This is a genomic window from Candidatus Nitrosocosmicus franklandus (genome assembly GCF_900696045.1).
Classification (GTDB): Archaea; Thermoproteota; Nitrososphaeria; order Nitrososphaerales; family Nitrososphaeraceae; genus Nitrosocosmicus; species Nitrosocosmicus franklandus_A.
The window spans coordinates 2015571-2031930 of record NZ_LR216287.1; the positions used below are offsets into that span (position 1 = coordinate 2015571).

Below are 16360 nucleotides of genomic sequence, written 5' to 3' on the forward strand. Positions count from 1 at the left end.
TAAAAATTCAATAACCTTGAATTTTTAATAAAGACCTGATATCAATAACAATGTTTGACTTCATTTTCTAAAAAAGTATATTATTTGATGTCTCAAATGTCTTCTACTTTTCCGAATTGACGTGCAACGTTCTTGTACATATCCAATTCCTGCTTTGATAGGGGTCTAATTTTTTTCATCGCTTCCTCAAAATGTTTCATGCCTATTTTCAAATCGTTAACATGCTTTTCCGCTTCCTTTGAATCTGGGTACTTGGTAATATGTTCTCTCAACGCTAACATAACTGCAGCTGAAGACAACGAAGCAATATCTGCTCCTGTGTATCCATCAGTTTTATCTGCCAAATTTTCTAAATTAACATCATCAGCTAATGGTTTTTTCTTAGTATGAATTTTGAGTATTTGGAGCCTAGAATCTCTATCTGGAGGCGGGACGTACAAAATCCTGTCAAACCTTCCGGGTCTTAGCAAAGCGGGGTCTATTATATCGGGTCGATTTGTAGCGGCAATTACAACCACATTAGTTAATATCTCCAAACCATCCATCTCGGTTAAAAATTGACTAATAACTCTTTCAGTAACATGCGAATCTCCGTGATCCCCACCTCTTGTTGGTGCAATGGCATCAAGTTCATCAAAGAATATTATACAGGGTGCAGCTTGTCTTGCTTTTCTGAAAACTTCCCTTATCCCTTTTTCAGACTCTCCGACCCACTTGGATAATAATTCTGGTCCCTTGATACTAATAAAATTAGCTTCACTTTCATTTGCTGCTGCCTTTGCCATTAATGTTTTTCCAGTACCTGGAGGTCCGTACAATAGTATCCCTTTTGGTGGCGTGGCGTCTGCATAAGTAAAAACATTCTGATACTTTAATGGCCATTCTACTGCTTCCTGAAGCTCTTGTTTGATTGAAGACAAGCCACCAATATCTTCCCATTTTATATCGGGAACTTCAACAAATACTTCTCGCATTGCTGAAGGTTCTGTCTCTTTGATTACATCCATAAAGTCTTGCATCCTTACTATGATTTTCCTTAAGGTTTCAAGAGGGATGCTTTCGCTCGAAAGATTTATGTCGGGAAGAACTCTTCTCAGTGCTCGCATTGCAGCCTCTTTTGCCAAAGCTTGAAGGTCTGCTCCAACAAAGCCATGGGAAATATCTGCTAATTTTTGTAAATCGACGTCTTTATCTAGTGGCATACCACGTGTATGAATTTGCAGAACTTCTAGTCTTCCATCTCTGTTAGGAACTCCTATTTCTATTTCTCTGTCGAATCTTCCAGGTCTTCTTAAGGCTGGATCAATGGCGTTTATCCTGTTTGTTGCTGCTATAACTACTACTTTACCTCTAGATGTCATGCCATCCATCAATGAAAGTAGTTGGGCAACTATTCTTCTCTCAACTTCTCCAGTTACTTCTTCACGCTTTGGTGCAATAGAATCTATTTCATCAATGAAAATGATTGATGGTGCGTTCTTCTCAGCCTCTTTAAATACATTCCGCAATCTCTCTTCAGATTCACCATGATATTTGCTCATTATTTCAGGTCCTCCAATCGTAAAGAAATTTGAATTGGTCTCATTAGCAACCGCTTTTGCTAAAAGAGTTTTTCCAGTACCTGGGGGACCATGTAATAAAACTCCCTTGGGGGCTTCTACTCCTAGTCTTTTAAATAACTCGGGATGTCTGAGTGGAAGCTCTATCATTTCTCTGACTCTTGCTACTGCATCGCCTAAACCTCCAATGTCTTCATAGGTGATGGAAGCGGTACCTCCTTCTTGTGAGATTTGAAGAGCTTTTGAGGTCTCTTCCGAAACTAGTATGCGTGTTGCATCACTTATTATTACTGGGCCAGAAGGATGTGTTGAAATTACAACCAAATCTATCCTTCTACCCATTACACTAATAGGAATGGTATCTCCTTTTGTCATAAGTGTTCCATTTAGATATTCTGCTAGATATTCCTCGGCACCTATGATTCTTAACGGCTCTGTGGGTGCAAATGTAATATCAATAGCTGTTTTTGATTCGACAACTCTAATTTCTACCAAATCATTGATACCTACATCTAATCGATTTCGAATAAGACCGTCAATACGAATCAAGCCCTTACCTCTGTCACTTTCTTTTGCTGGCCAGCTTAATACGGTAGTTTTTCTACCCAGAGAAGATATTTCTAAAGCATCACCGCTAATTATGTTAAGAGATTCTGCTATAGCAGGATCAACTCGAGCTATTTTCCTACCAACGTCTCGCTGCTCTGCTTCAGCTACTTTTAAGGTATAATTTTTTACCGATTTATTGTCGTTATTAGAATTTGCTGTCATGTTATACCGTAATGAATACTCTCTTATTAAAAATGATATGTTAAGCTGACCTGGATACTCTTATTGGATCAAAAAGGCTTTTATTTAAGCCCCTGAACATAGCAACATAATCAAATTGATCTTGTGATAATATAATGCGAAAAATTTTAATCATAGCTTCGGATCCTATACTGACAAAATTGGAGGAGAAATTACGGAATAGGTTTGATGTGGAAACAATTACGGCTTCTCCAAATGACTTTTGTGAGATAAGAGCTAATTTTAAGAGAAATTGGATCACTATTTGTAGGTTTTCCGCAAGTGAAAACCTTAATAATGTTTTAACTATGTTTGAAGTCAATTACGAAGTAAAATCGCGAGGGTAAGTCTTTACAATCGATGTGAATATCTTTATCAAAATTGGTGTAAATCTTGTATTATAATAACGAATCGATTGATTTGTGAGGATAAACTTGCAACGCGATTTATCTTTTAATGGGATATGGAAGTCAATTATAAAGGCAAGAATTATCCAGTTTGTTATTGTCAGTTATGTCTGGGTGTTTGATTCCACTTCCACTACATACAGGAATTTCAAAGATGAAACTAGTTAACGATCGTCTAATCTAATAATCTTGCAATCTTTGCAGTAATACTCATTTCGGTTTATCATTTGCATTTTATTACTGCAACGTTCACAGCGAAATCTTTGTTCTTTAATTAATTGATTCCTGATTCTTTTTAATACAAAAGGTATTACTAGCCCAATTATTATATACGTAATAATGCGAGAAATTATGCCGCCTCTGCGGTTGGCATGATTTGAAGAAGACGAATTATGGGTTTTACCTTTTGTCATTTTTCGACCAACATTGTTATAATATGCTAATCCTGAATAAACTTTTGTATGATCTCTAGGTTTATTCTTAATTTATTGAATGGTCCTTTTTTGTAAAAGGACCATTCAATACTAAATCCAGCGTTATATTCTAAATTTGAATTATTTTCATTATATTAATAAAAATGATATATTTATTACACTTTTTGAGATGATTAAATGAGATTAGTCGCTCTAGAAGTCTTTTAAACCCTGCTTAAATACGTATATAAAACGACCCGCTGGACACAAGTTTTGACACCGGCAAAAATAACAAACTTTGAATCAATAGATTTACTAATACTATTAAAATATTATTTAATGATATCACGATAAAAGTTACAGATAAATAATAACATTCAAGTCTTTCTGTTCTGGGATATTTAGAATAAGGTAGTACCTGATTTCGGAATTCTCTCATATGGTTTCCTTGTTTCAATAAAATGTAAGGAAGCTTGTCTTTTCGAAATCTGCTATGTAATAATCTAAATGCTATATTATTTCTACAATTCGTTTTGTAAAACTATGTGGTATATTTTTTAAGAAAAGTGTGGAATCAATAAGTTAAAACGCCCTCATTATTATGAAAATAGGCAAGAAATAACCAGTGGCTCAATTAGCAGATTCGAATCTATTGATCAATACTCTTATACACCTATTATCCCTACCTTCAGGCTATTGAACTGATCAAAGCCTTGGTTATCCCTGTAGTCTATTTTAGAATTTTCTGGTGTATCGATAGAATATCTAACAAGCCCATATCATATTTTTTCAGATGGAATATGTATATATAAATTGAATCATTCTTGATCTATAGATTTGCTAGTTGGAGACGATAGTTATTACAAAATATTAGGTGTATCAGAAAATGCTACCCAGAAGGATATCAAAATTGCATTCCGACGACTAGCACGAAAATATCATCCAGACCGAAACCCCTCTATCTCAGACGAGCTTATGAAATCTATTAATATCTCCTTTGAAAACCTTTCTGATCCTGTTAAGAGGAGGGACTATGATAGGTCATTAAAGATTTCAAAATCAAAAGAAAGAAATAAGATGGACTTATCTAGGGATTCTGATAATTCAGCTAACTATGATACAGAATCCACTTCAGAATACATACATGAACAAACAGTAAATCATAATGACTCTGATGAATTCTTTTCTGTTGAAAAGGGATCAAATTTCAAGTCTACGCCTGCCGATAAAGAAGGCTTCCCCTCATTTTTGGAAAGTCGTTATAAGATAATAGTGGAACCCTCATTGTGTCTGGCATTTGGAAGCTGTGAGGTACTTGCACCTAAAGTATTTATGGTTGAAAAGAATAGACAATTTAACCCCAAAGCAATAGTTATTTCGGAAACAGCAGAGAATTTTGAAACAATAATGGATGCAGCTAAAACATGCCCCACCAAAGCTATTATCATTATTGATCGCTACACAGGAAACTGCGTTTATCCATGAATTCGCGTATGGTTTGTCCAAAGTTCTGTTTTTTGATGAAATTTTGTTCAGCTATCCCAGTATCTTAAAGAGTTATCCGTTCACGAGCGGTCAAATGAACGTACTTGTTGGTTGAACTTATTTTATGCATGCAAAATGGGTATTACGATGACTTGAAAATATCAGCATCCTTTTATCAAATCATGGATTATAATATCTCATGGTTAGAGGGCAGTTTCTTCCAACCCATCCCTTTTTTCTTATCATTGTATCATGACTATCATATAAAAATGAAATTTTAAATTGTTCACAAAATTATTTATTCTTTGTTTCTCTATTAAAAAGGGAGACAATATTTGGAAAATACATCTATAGCCGGCAAGCATGTAACAGAAACTCCGGCTAAAGATTTTATGCAAATAAGATATACTGATCTGTTAGGGAGGTTTCTCGCAAAATATATTCAGATAGATGAAGAACAAATCCAGGAGGTATTTAGAAAAGGAATTGGACTTGACGGATCTTCTGTTAAAGGATTTGCAACTATAGACGAATCGGATATGATGTTATTTCCAGACAGAAAAACACTGAGAAAAATTCCTTTGTCTAGTTATGAAATATTGACTGTTATCGCAGATGTTTATAACGGGTTTGCTCAGGGAAGATCTAATAAAGATCCAAGAAGTGTATCTCAAAAATTGGAGGATCATCTCGCAGTCAACCAAGTTACATGTCAGATAGGCGCTGAGGTAGAATGTTTCATATTTGATCAGATTATATTTGAAATGGATAATAACAATCTCGATTATGATAGTTCCACATTACAAGAAAAAGTTAAAAATATATCAATCCTTTCTGACGAACAATATGGGGTGGGCCGATACCCGATCAGAAGAAAATCAGGATATGATGTTCCTACCTTTCAGGATTCTTTAATCGAATTTAGATTCGAAGTAGCTAATATCCTAAAAAAATATTATGATATAGATGTAACTAACATGAATCACGAAGTTGCTAGCAGTGGTCAAATTGAAATTAATTTCATGCATAACTATTTGACTCAATCTGCTGACAACGTTCAAATTTATAAAGACATTGTTCGAAATGTCGCAAAGAAATATAATAAGGTTGCAAATTTCATGCCCAAGCCAATTTTTGATTCTCAAAATCCCGAGAATAGCGATAATGGATCTGGAATGCACGTGAGTATAAGCCTGTGGACAAAATTATCCGACAGCGATCGAAATCTCTTTTATGACGAAACAGATCCGTATGGAGAGTTGAGTCAAACTGGTCGTTATTTTATTGGAGGTATACTTGAACATGCTGGTGCGTTGTCTGCACTAGTGACGCCTACAGTAAATTCTTATAAAAGGATCGTCCCCGGTTTTGAAGCTCCAGTATACATTGCATGGGCTAGAGGAAATAGATCTGCTGTTGTAAGGGTTCCGATTAACGAAAAGAAGAGTGCCAACTCTAAGCGAATTGAATATCGCGCTCCCGACCCATCAGCAAATCCATACTTGGCTTTTTCTGCCATAGTTGCAGCGGGACTAGATGGCATCAATAAGAAAGTTGATCCGGGAGATCCAGTTAGTGAGGATATTTACAAAATGAGTGATTCAAAACGAAAGGAGTTAGGAATAAAAATACTTCCTGGTAGCCTGGCAGACGGATTGAATGCATTAAGGACTGACTCAACATTTTTGAATATCTGCTTTCACTCGGATTTGATTAACACTTATTTGGATTTAAAGGAAAAAGAAATTTTGGAATTAGGAAATGATCAGTCATTAGGTAGCCAGTTCATGCTGTATTATGATGTTTAATCAATCCTCTTAAGTATTTCTCAACATATACTGTCTACAGAAAAATTCTGTCTAAATAAGAAACTACCAACCTAATATATAGGATCATCGTTATTTTTTTGTTAAATTTAACGTCTACGTTCTTTTCTTAATAACACTAGCCCATCTGTATCATTGGGATTCATATAGATCTCGCCACGCATGGCTTCCTTGATTCCTACTATAGGTTCTTCACATTCTGGACACAATTGAAAATAGATAAAAATATTTACATTTCTCTTGTTTTTTCCAACTATTGCATTATTCATTTTTGGATGAAACTGAGTCAGACATGTAGGACATTCCATCAAACACCAAGACTCTAATCGGACATATTTAAGTTCGGATTCTTGCTCTTTAAGGCTGAAATCCTGCTTCTGATATCTTCTAAATTTGTTTCATGATATCTTAAAAGCGATCCAAATGATAGCTGTGACTCAAACACCCAAGATAGATCTAGCCGAATGGTCTGCCTGACGCGTTTATTTCTTCAAGGTGCATATATATACTAAAATCACTAGTATATTGAGATGTCTTTTTTCAAGCAAGTATTTTCTCTGCCCGTGTTTTCAATAGTACTTGCTAGAATATTTTATGCTGTCAATTGGTTCAATATATCTTCAATATTTTATCTAATCTTGATTGATTTTAACCAAGATGTATCAATGCTTGGATTGATTACATCAGGCTTTCTTATCGGTATAGGGTTATTTCAAATTCCTGCGGGAATACTTGCTGCAAAATATGATCCACGATTAATTATTGTTTTTGGAACAATGTTGCTCTCAATATCTTCGCTCTTGTCTGGATTGGTAACAGAAATTTATCAAATGGTATTCTTGAGATTTTTAGTAGGCGTAGGAATGGCCTTCTTCTTTGGACCCAGCGTTATATTGATTTCTAAGTACTTAGGAAAAGGATCTGATGGCCTGGGAATAGGAATCTTGAATTCTGCTCACTCATTGGGCGGGATAATAGGAATATTTGGCTGGATAGTTATAGCAGAAATTACCGGTTGGCGAACAAGTTTACTCGTAAGTGGTATACTAGGAATTATAAGTGGAATGTTATTATATTATACTATATTTAGTAAAGATGGTAGATCTGGTGTCTTTAAAAATGAGCGGGGCGAAAACGTACAAGGACATACACTACCAGGTCCCAAAATTCGCCTAGAGAAGAATTCAGTTGGAAACAAGCCAATTTCTGAATTTCAGATCACCTTCACTAGCTTGAGATCTCTAATGTTAAATAAGTCATTGATTATAGTTGCACTTTCTCTTCTAGGTATTCAAATAGGTTGGAATCTGATTTCAACATTTATTGTATTATACCTTAAATTCGAATTTGATGCTACATCGATGATGGCTGGTATAATTGGAGGTTTGACCTTAATTGTGAATGTTATATTTGCACCATTTTTTGGTAAACTGTATGATCTCTTGTCAAAGACAAAATGGGAGATGAGTGATATTGTTCTATTAATAATATGTGGAACCATTATTTCTGTAAACATGATTCTATTTTCATTTTCCGAAATGTCAATACTTTTACCTGGTATCATTCTTATTGGTATTTTCGCATCAGGCGGGTTTGTAATTCCCTATACCATGGCGAGAAGAATTGCTGTTGAGAAATTAAAGATGCCCAATTATGAAATATTGGCAGTTGGTTTTGTAAATGGATTATCACTTTTGGGTGCTTTTTGGGTACCTTTTTTGTTTTCTTTGTTAGTAAAAACATTCAACTACTCGACTGCATGGATTATTGGAGGTTTGCTGACAGTTGCGTTCATAATTCCAATCATTAAACTTAAATATTAAATGTAAATTATTCCAGTGTTGAAATTTATACTTCATGCTGCTATGCTTCAACATCATTTAACTCAAGTATTAATAACGTTCTTTTTGGGTAACATTTGAAATATGATAAATAGAATTTATTGAAGGATATCATTTTTCTTGTCTATTATTTATCTGCAGAAGTCATTCGATATGACTTGTTCTCGATTTGGATATTTTCCATGAATGTTTATTCTCGCATGCTAAATATTTGAATCATAAAACAATATGTAGACAAACTTGGGGAAATTGATAAAATGAATATATATTGAATAATACAACATGATTTTACTTAATATGAGAATGTTGCTAAATATTATATGTTTATAAATTATTATCCTTAGTTTTGAAAGTTTATGTAACTATACAATAGAATCGTTATTCTAGTTATTGAATATTTGATAAATATGAATTTTTAAGTTCTAAAAGACATACTCTGAAATCCTTTTTTGATATCTTATTGACTGTATAAACACACTTTTGCTTATCCATTCTTTTTTGGAAAGTTTCATATTTGTACATGCATGTCCAAGTGCTTCATCAAGATTGTCAAAGATTTCTCCCTTCCTTTTCATTGCCATCCTGATTCCCTCTCTAATTTGCCAAACTCCGACGGGAAGCACATACTCGGGATAGATTTCTCTCAAGACTATTGCAGATGCCTTCTTTCTATGCTGGTTCAAGTATTCGGTGACTGCAAGTCTTGCGGCAAAATAAGAACCGCATATTTTTGGATAATTCTTTAATAAACCAGATATCTCAGTATCTGATTCTATATCTACTTTCCCATCGCTGTTGAACCAGGCTTCATTCATTTCAAAATTCCATATATGGTCTGGGATCAAAATGACCGCAAAATTGTTTGCCAAATGTATATATCGAAATAACAGGAAACTGTCAATTGAAGAATAATCTGTCAACCTTCCAATCAGATTGGCCGATATAATTTGATCTATTGCTGTTATGCTCCATTTTGTAGGGACTATTTTTCTTCTTTTTCTTGAACCCAAAACTCCTACGCTAAAAACTTTACTTAAATTACTAATTTCTATTCCTTCGTTATAAAGGCGATTGACAGCTTCATGTGCGCTCAAATCCTTATCATAGTAAGCTTTTTCTATCTTTTTGTTAACACTGATTCCCGTGGGAATTTTTAGGTTCTTTATTTGTGATGCAAATCCAAATTGTATGGCATCTGAGTCTGTCACTGATAGATTATTCATCTCTTCGAATTTCAGACTTGGTTTCTTATCGAATGTAACTTCGACTTCAATGGATTTATTTGCCATTGCTAATTCCTGTAACAATTCGGTTTGTCTGTTATTATTAATATCCAGAAACGCTGATGTTAAAATTGTTCCTCGTATCAAAGATAACCTGTAGTTAATCAAATCTTCCAATTTCCTCCCTGCCCATTTTTCTGGATGATCTAATATCTTTATATCACCAGAAGTCGTCGAAACTAAAGGTCCTATATTCACTTTGGGGTACAAATAACTTCCGACAAACACTGATGGCGGAGACCGTCCTGTCAGATTTTCGGTAACTTTGCTTAACTTTTCTTTTAATAGATTATTCCAGTTTTGTCTTATTCTTTCTTTTATTTCGCTACTACTTCTTGATGACATCGGATGGAAATTAGATGTCCAAAAACCTATTTTAATGTAATAACAATAAGCTTGTTACTTATATTCGTATGTTGAATAGAAAGTACAAAATAAATGATCATCATTTCGTTAACCTATTTCAGGTTTTTCAATAAATCGTTTGCAGAGAGTGTATTGAGTATGTCACCTCTTTCTGCCCATCCTCTCCTTGCCTGTGCAATTCCAAATTTTAAGAACGTATAATGCAGAGGATGATGTGCATCTGAGTCTATGACTAATTTTACTCCTTTCTCTATTGCCATCCTAATATGTTCATCCTTTAAGTCAAGTCGATTATAATGCGCATCAATTTCTAATATTGTGTCAGTTTCTAGGGCAATTGATAGCAATTTTGAGATGTTGATAGGGTAACCTTCTCTCTTGTTGATGATTCTACCCGTAGGATGAAATATTATGTCTACGCTAGGATTCTGAGCGGCTTTAATTAGCCTTTCTGTTTGAATATCTTCAGATAAATTGAAATTTGAATGAATGGCTGCTCCTACTATATCAAGCTTATCTAAAACATTATTTGAAATATCGAGTGACCCATCCTTCAGGATATTTACTTCAGCGGCTGTCAATATCTTGAATGTCCCGTTGATCTTGTTTCGACTATTCTTCGAATTCTTTGCGTTAGACTCTTTGAGATACTTGTTTAAGTGTTTGGTTATATTTGGTCTATTTTCTTGGGAAAAAAACTCTCCACTTTTGATCCGATCATTGATCTCGCTAATTTCGTTTGATTGATCTAATAATTGATGTTCGTCTAGTCCTCTAGCAATACTCAAACTCTTCGTGTGATCTGTAATTGCAATATAATCCAGTCCAAATATTGTTCTCGCGTAAAAAGCCATTTCCTCAACGGACAACTGGCCGTCTGTATTGCTTGAATGAACTTGAAGATCTCCCTTGAGGGATTCATAACTTATTAGATTCTGAATTTTTTGTTGCCAGATCTTAGATCCTTTTTTGGCCATTTGTATTTCTCCTTGATTCTCTCTCATTTCCGGAGGGATCCATTCCAGATCTAGCCGGTTGTATATTTCCGATTCAGATTCGCCAGCTAATTTTTGACCTGTTGAGTTATCAAATAATCCCCATTCATTTAAACGATAGCCATGCATCTGTGCAATTTTCCTCAATACTATGCCATGTTCTTTACTTCCGGTAAAATATAATGATGCTGAGCCAAAACTATCTTCAGGAACGACCAGTAAATCTACATCCGTTCCGTTATTTAATCTCACAAAAGCTTTTGATGTTCCTTGACTTAAAACTTCATCTATGTTAGGCATTTTCGTAAAATAATTAATTACTTCTGCAGGATATCTTGATACAACCAAAATATCAATATCTCCTATTGTTTCTTTCATTCTTCTAAAAGAACCAACCACAATAATTTTTGTAATTTTCTTTTGATCAACCAAATAGTCTTCAATTTGAGCAACTAATGGATATAGGTCCCCTAGCAATGATCTTGATTTTCCTTTACGATGGGATTCAATTTTCTTGAGAAGATTGCTCTCTTTCTTTTGAGAAAACCCGGGAATAGTCCGTAATTTTTCCTCTTTTATTAAATTCTCTAAATCTTTTATATTCTTAACTGGCACTCTATCCATTATCGTTCTCAACGTCTTGGGTCCTATCCCTTCTAATCCTAAAAATTCGTCGATTTCAATGGGATATTTTATTCTTAATTTTTCATAATACTCTATTTTTCCTGTATTTAGAAATTCTTCAATTTTGGATGATATTGCCTTACCAATCATAGGAATTTGTAATAGGCCCTTCAAACCACTTTCTTTGTATATTTTTTCTATGGGGACAGGCAAATTTTCAATTTGGTCCGCCGCTTTCAGGTATGCTCTGTTCTTAAAATTTATACTTTCGTCCTCTTTGTTCGAATCCATTTCAACTAAGAATGCGATCTTGCGAAGGACTTTTGCGACCTCTGCATTGGATATTGTCACTTTATGAATTATGGGCTGCTGTCTTAAATTTCTGGTCTATACTTTTAGTCGTCTAACCAATCAACATATCCGAAAATTTAATCAAAGTATCTTGAGCTCATGAATAATTTATGTTAGGTTTTGGTTAGGATATAATACATACCCAGCCTTGCCTAATTTTCTATATCTTAATATGTAATACGTTAATTCTGTATAAAGGGTTCTAATAGCTATTCTCAAGTCCTAAAATTCGACGGCTAATTTTTGTCCATACTGAAAAATAGCCTTCCAAATGTTATCAGGATTTTTGCTTTATTATGTAGGATGTTTTTGTATTGCGATTAGTAAGTTTTACTTGAAAGATTCGATAAGTAAAAGGCTTTTGTATGTCTCCCGGTGTTAAAGGTATCAGCGATATATAAGAACCCAAAAGTTTAATGAATGAAACTTAAGGAATTATATCAAAATAATGCCACTTAATATGAATAACTGATTAAAAAGAACGCTAACTAGGTCTTGAAATGGAAGAGGCGCAATTCAAAAATTTCTAGGTTGTGAAATGACTCTTTACTGATCCATCTTATCTCATATTGATTTCTCTCTCTATCTCTTTTCCTTTTGCTTTTGAATTTTTTATATCAAATTGTTTCCAAATGCCATTTGTAAAAGTAGAACTAGTAGTGCCTGCATTTGTTTCTAATGAAAATTCTTCTATTGTTTTTCTATATCTTCTCTTTAAGTCATTTGTATGAATCTCCATCATGTTTTCTGTCATGGAGTTTAATGTCCTAATTTTTAATTCATCTCTTCTCCAACTTTGATTTGGTTTCTCTTTTTTATGTAGTAATATCTGCAAGAAACCATTTATTTTCTGATATGATATATGATTCGGCTATCGGTTATGGCATATTGGATGGTGTCCTGTAAAAACCTTGTTTTAGGTGTTTCTAAATAAGTCATATGGTCTAATTTACTTCCGCTTATACAGAACTTTATAGTTATGATATCTTAAGCACTAACTATATCTTCCATGAATTATTAGATCTAATTTATGTTATTACTGGTCAACATTAGTATTTTATAGTAACAGATTTTTATCCGCTTCTCATACATTTCACCAGCTTAACATTTCCAATAATGAAATTACTATTGTATAGAATAACAGAGATTTTCCCTTAAAAGAGTGATATGAAATGTCTTTAATATTTAGTTATTTTTCTAGCATGAACAAAATTACAAGTCTTGAATGATGTGAACCATAATAAAGACTATTGTATAATAGATAGGTTGCATATGAAGCCAATTAACGAGACGGTGGCCTGGAAATTATTAAAACCTGTTTGTAGAGAACTTGATGACTTAATCGAAAGGGAAGAAATTCAATTTCTTTCTGGTCATCATAATGAAAATAATAATACATATGTGTTAAATTTAAAGAGTAAACATTTGCACTTTGCATCAAGAGGTCTAAGAGATAGCATTGGAGATGTGGCATATGATGAAGGTGCTCTAAGAATCGGATTAAGATCAGCAGGGGTTCCTTTGAACGTCTTTGTTCAACTTGGATGAAAAAGCAGCAGCTATTAATTTCTGTATTTACTTTTTTATGAGATTTCAACTCTATTATATGTTAAAATCTGTATTTTAGTGTTATCCTACAAAAAATTGTTAATTCATTTTCATGATTTCCCTATTTTGCTTACTAAAGTATTCAGAGTTCGTTTTCTTAATAATATCATACATGGGAATGATGCTAATGATATAATTGTAGCTGTCAAGAAGATCAAGTTATAGGAAAGTGGTGCTGGATAAGATTCTATATTTATTTCTGATGTAATTTCTTGGAATGTTTGCATAAATGTTGATGCGATCACAGGTCCAATTGAACTGCCCATCAATACTAGCACAACCGAAATTCCTATAGATACCCCGCTAAATCGATGGGGAGTGTGTTGCAATGTAATATTGAAGGCCCCCACCTGAGTAAGAGCCAATCCTGCAGATATCACAACCAAGTTTAATGCAATCGTTAGTTCGTTCACATGGAACAAAAATAAACTGGTAAAGCCTATTGTGGTAAGGATACTTCCAACTATAATTGGTTTAAAGTTGCCGATTTTTGATACAATAAATCCAGACGAAGGTGCAAATATTAAGAATACTATCATGAATGGCAATTGCACCATTGCACTTTGGATGGCATCTCCACCAAATCCATATGGTGTTGGACTAGTTACTAGGATAGGAATGGTTTGATATACCATAAACATGGTGATACCAAAAACAAGTAAAATGATATTTGATGGGAGTAGTATCTTATCTGTAATTAACTTTAGAGGAATCAAGGGTTCTTTTACCCTCTTCTCGATCAATACAAATGACATAGTTGAGAGAATAGTCAAAGCAATCAAAGATGCCAAAATTATTCCATCAAGCGATGTAGAATCATGCGATTCGCTATTGATGCTTGCAAAGTATGTTATCGTTAATAGAAAAGAGGAAATTGAAAAAGCCAGCGATAGTGCCCCTTTTATGTCAATATGTTGTTTTTCATGAATGTTGGTGGCATCTGAGGACTTTCTTAAAGTGTTGGAAGAATCCAGTCTTTTTTCGACCTCTGTCGCTTTGATGATCTGTATGTGATCATCATTTCTAATGCGTTTTTGAATTATGATCCAAAGTATAATTGCAATTGGGATGATAGTAAAGAATGTTGCTTGCCATCCAAAGTTCTTAATAATTGTGCCTCCTATTGCCATACCTACAACTGAGCCTGCAGCAAACATGGAACTAAAAATACCTACTCCTATGGCAATCTTTGAAGATGGGAATTGGTCCTTGATTATTCCGAATGCAATTGGAAACATAGAGATACCTATACCTTGTATTACACGCGCCAGAATTAACATGTAAATATTGCTGGAAATTCCGCCTATAGCTATCCCTACTATGTAGATGACGAAAATTATTAGAACCATTTTCTTCCTTCCGTAGATATCGGATAGTTTTCCAGCGATAGGAGTCATTACTGCTCCTGAAATCAAATAGGCAGTGAGTATCCACGATGATGTACTGTAAGAAATATCAAACTCTTTTATTATGTCACCAATAGCAGGTAATAACATCGTTTCGCCGTACATTGTGATAAGGATGGTTGAACCCAGTATCGCAAGAGTAATCCATGTCGATACGTGTATTCTCTCTGAGGATTCTGAATTTTTCATTGAATAGTAACCTGTAAATAATGAATTCGAAATTATGTTGTTAAAAAGAATTTAGATTGCTGGTATGGTAATTTCTTTATCCTTTAGCTTTATGTATTGTCTATAGTCTTCATCTATCTCCATTGCTGCTTGTAAAATCTTGCTCTTTATTGTGTTTGATGAATTGATAAACATCTTTGTATCTTTGGGTAGGCAGTGACCTCCTATTCCATCTCTTGGTTCTAGTATCTCAACATTCCATTTGGTGTTAAGAGATTCCCTCAACTCTGGAAAGCTTATGCCATTTGATTTACAGTAAAGATACAGTTCTTCTGCAAATGCTATCTGAAGGTATCTATGTGCGTTTTCAATTATTTTTGTTAATTCAGCTACTTCAACTGAAGATACTGGATGCATTGGTATACCTAGGCTTCTTTTTTTGTTTAATTTAGTAGTAATAGAGCTTGAAGTTTTTGTTTTGCTTTTTGCTTCCAAAGTTGTTGCTACTGACAAAGAGTTGTCTACCATTGTGGAGGAGGATGGTGATGAGGATGGTGATGAAGATGCATTTGGCATCATTGTTACTGCTTTATCTTCTTTGTCGAGTAGTCTTCCATCATAAAAGTTGAGTCCATGTTGCAGACAACATCTACTAACACCACCTATTATTCGCAGCTGATTGACACCGTGAATGTCTTCTTCTAATGCATACCACCTGTGAGGTGCATGTACTACGTGAAGTCTGTGATCTAATTTCTCAAATACTCTTTTTGATGTGCCTTTTGGAATTGTACTTTCAATTGATATGAGTGCACCGGTCTTTGCTTCCCTTGATATCTTTTCTACAACTGACATTAATCCCTCTACTTGGGGTGAGAACATGTCATCTGGTCTGTGTGTAGAAACACAGATAATAAGTACGTCAAAGTCACCAAAGTTTGTAGCAGGTTTTATCCCATATTTTGATTCAGCTGACTACATGGCTTTTTGATTAATATCGTAACCATAGGTATCAAATCCATGTTCTTTAACATATTTTGCAACTGGAAGACCAAGTTGACCAAGGCCGATAATAACTACCCTCCTTGGCTTAAATAAATATTGATTACTGCTTTGGGCAGGTTTATTTTTAAGAATAGATTGATCAATTTTACTAAGATTGTTATTATTTTTATTTAGCTCAAAACGCATTTCGTCTAAAGCTTTAATATTTTTTGTAGACATCGAATTCATACATTA

13 protein-coding genes are annotated in these 16360 nt (G+C 34.3%); 5 read left to right on the forward strand and 8 right to left on the reverse strand.

What is annotated here, in order from left to right; genetic code table 11:
• Positions 1–92 precede the first annotated feature (92 nt).
• Positions 93–2330: a CDC48 family AAA ATPase gene (locus tag NFRAN_RS09455; RefSeq protein WP_134484759.1), complete on the reverse strand. Its 2238-nt coding sequence runs from the start codon at positions 2328–2330 to the stop codon at positions 93–95.
• Positions 2331–2464: 134 nt separating this feature from the next.
• Here NFRAN_RS09455 and NFRAN_RS09460 point away from each other — a divergent pair, with 134 nt between their 5' ends.
• The 3 genes from NFRAN_RS09460 (at position 2465) to glnA (ending at position 6461) form a co-directional block, all read left to right on the forward strand.
• Positions 2465–2695 carry a hypothetical protein gene (locus NFRAN_RS09460; RefSeq protein WP_134484760.1) on the forward strand — a complete coding sequence of 77 codons (231 nt, stop codon included), beginning with the start codon at positions 2465–2467 and terminating at the stop codon, positions 2693–2695.
• 1310 nt (positions 2696–4005) lie between these two features.
• Positions 4006–4653, forward strand: coding sequence for a DnaJ domain-containing protein (locus NFRAN_RS09465; protein WP_134484761.1), 648 nt, complete (start codon positions 4006–4008; stop codon positions 4651–4653).
• A gap of 335 nt (positions 4654–4988) precedes the next feature.
• Positions 4989–6461: a type I glutamate--ammonia ligase gene (gene glnA / locus NFRAN_RS09470; protein WP_134484762.1), complete on the forward strand. Its 1473-nt coding sequence runs from the start codon at positions 4989–4991 to the stop codon at positions 6459–6461.
• 107 nt (positions 6462–6568) lie between these two features.
• Here glnA and NFRAN_RS09475 read toward each other — a convergent pair whose 3' ends face one another.
• A complete protein-coding gene (locus NFRAN_RS09475) occupies positions 6569–6787 on the reverse strand; it encodes a hypothetical protein (protein WP_134484763.1) in 219 nt (72 codons plus the stop codon).
• Positions 6788–7009: 222 nt separating this feature from the next.
• On the opposite strand from NFRAN_RS09475, the gene NFRAN_RS09480 reads away from it, so the two are divergent.
• Positions 7010–8302 (forward strand): MFS transporter, encoded by a 1293-nt coding sequence (locus tag NFRAN_RS09480; RefSeq protein WP_134484764.1) that lies wholly within the window; start codon positions 7010–7012, stop codon positions 8300–8302.
• A gap of 440 nt (positions 8303–8742) precedes the next feature.
• Here NFRAN_RS09480 and NFRAN_RS09485 read toward each other — a convergent pair whose 3' ends face one another.
• The 3 genes from NFRAN_RS09485 to NFRAN_RS09495 all read right to left on the reverse strand — a co-directional run bounded on the left by NFRAN_RS09485 (position 8743) and on the right by NFRAN_RS09495 (position 12774).
• Complete coding sequence (locus NFRAN_RS09485) at positions 8743–9948, reverse strand: Nre family DNA repair protein (RefSeq protein ID WP_134484765.1); 1206 nt, start codon at positions 9946–9948, stop codon at positions 8743–8745.
• 113 nt (positions 9949–10061) lie between these two features.
• Positions 10062–11939: a helix-hairpin-helix domain-containing protein gene (locus NFRAN_RS09490; RefSeq protein WP_134484766.1), complete on the reverse strand. Its 1878-nt coding sequence runs from the start codon at positions 11937–11939 to the stop codon at positions 10062–10064.
• Positions 11940–12498: 559 nt separating this feature from the next.
• A complete protein-coding gene (locus NFRAN_RS09495) occupies positions 12499–12774 on the reverse strand; it encodes a hypothetical protein (protein WP_134484767.1) in 276 nt (91 codons plus the stop codon).
• A 386-nt stretch (positions 12775–13160) separates the two neighbouring features.
• Here NFRAN_RS09495 and NFRAN_RS09500 point away from each other — a divergent pair, with 386 nt between their 5' ends.
• A complete protein-coding gene (locus NFRAN_RS09500) occupies positions 13161–13487 on the forward strand; it encodes a hypothetical protein (RefSeq protein WP_134484768.1) in 327 nt (108 codons plus the stop codon).
• 110 nt (positions 13488–13597) lie between these two features.
• Here NFRAN_RS09500 and NFRAN_RS09505 read toward each other — a convergent pair whose 3' ends face one another.
• From NFRAN_RS09505 to NFRAN_RS09515, 3 genes are read right to left on the reverse strand one after another with little or no spacing between them, the layout of a single operon-like run.
• On the reverse strand, positions 13598–15142 hold the full coding sequence (locus tag NFRAN_RS09505; RefSeq protein WP_134484769.1) for an MFS transporter: 1545 nt from the start codon (positions 15140–15142) through the stop codon (positions 13598–13600).
• A 51-nt stretch (positions 15143–15193) separates the two neighbouring features.
• Positions 15194–16075, reverse strand: a complete 882-nt coding sequence (locus tag NFRAN_RS09510) for a hypothetical protein (protein ID WP_269472348.1) — start codon at positions 16073–16075, stop codon at positions 15194–15196.
• A gap of 21 nt (positions 16076–16096) precedes the next feature.
• On the reverse strand, positions 16097–16345 hold the full coding sequence (locus tag NFRAN_RS09515; RefSeq protein ID WP_134484771.1) for a hypothetical protein: 249 nt from the start codon (positions 16343–16345) through the stop codon (positions 16097–16099).
• Between the last annotated feature and the right edge of the window lie 15 nt (positions 16346–16360).

What these genes read in the sequence shown, in the direction of transcription:
- NFRAN_RS09455 (WP_134484759.1), bottom strand. Translation starts at nt 2,330, where the DNA reads ATGACAGCAAATTCTAATAACGACAATAAATCGGTAAAAAATTATACC.
- NFRAN_RS09460 (WP_134484760.1), top strand. Translation starts at nt 2,465, where the DNA reads ATGCGAAAAATTTTAATCATAGCTTCGGATCCTATACTGACAAAATTG.
- NFRAN_RS09475 (WP_134484763.1), bottom strand. Translation starts at nt 6,787, where the DNA reads ATGGAATGTCCTACATGTCTGACTCAGTTTCATCCAAAAATGAATAAT.
- NFRAN_RS09480 (WP_134484764.1), top strand. Translation starts at nt 7,010, where the DNA reads ATGTCTTTTTTCAAGCAAGTATTTTCTCTGCCCGTGTTTTCAATAGTA.
- NFRAN_RS09485 (WP_134484765.1), bottom strand. Translation starts at nt 9,948, where the DNA reads ATGTCATCAAGAAGTAGTAGCGAAATAAAAGAAAGAATAAGACAAAAC.
- NFRAN_RS09505 (WP_134484769.1), bottom strand. Translation starts at nt 15,142, where the DNA reads ATGAAAAATTCAGAATCCTCAGAGAGAATACACGTATCGACATGGATT.
- NFRAN_RS09515 (WP_134484771.1), bottom strand. Translation starts at nt 16,345, where the DNA reads ATGTCTACAAAAAATATTAAAGCTTTAGACGAAATGCGTTTTGAGCTA.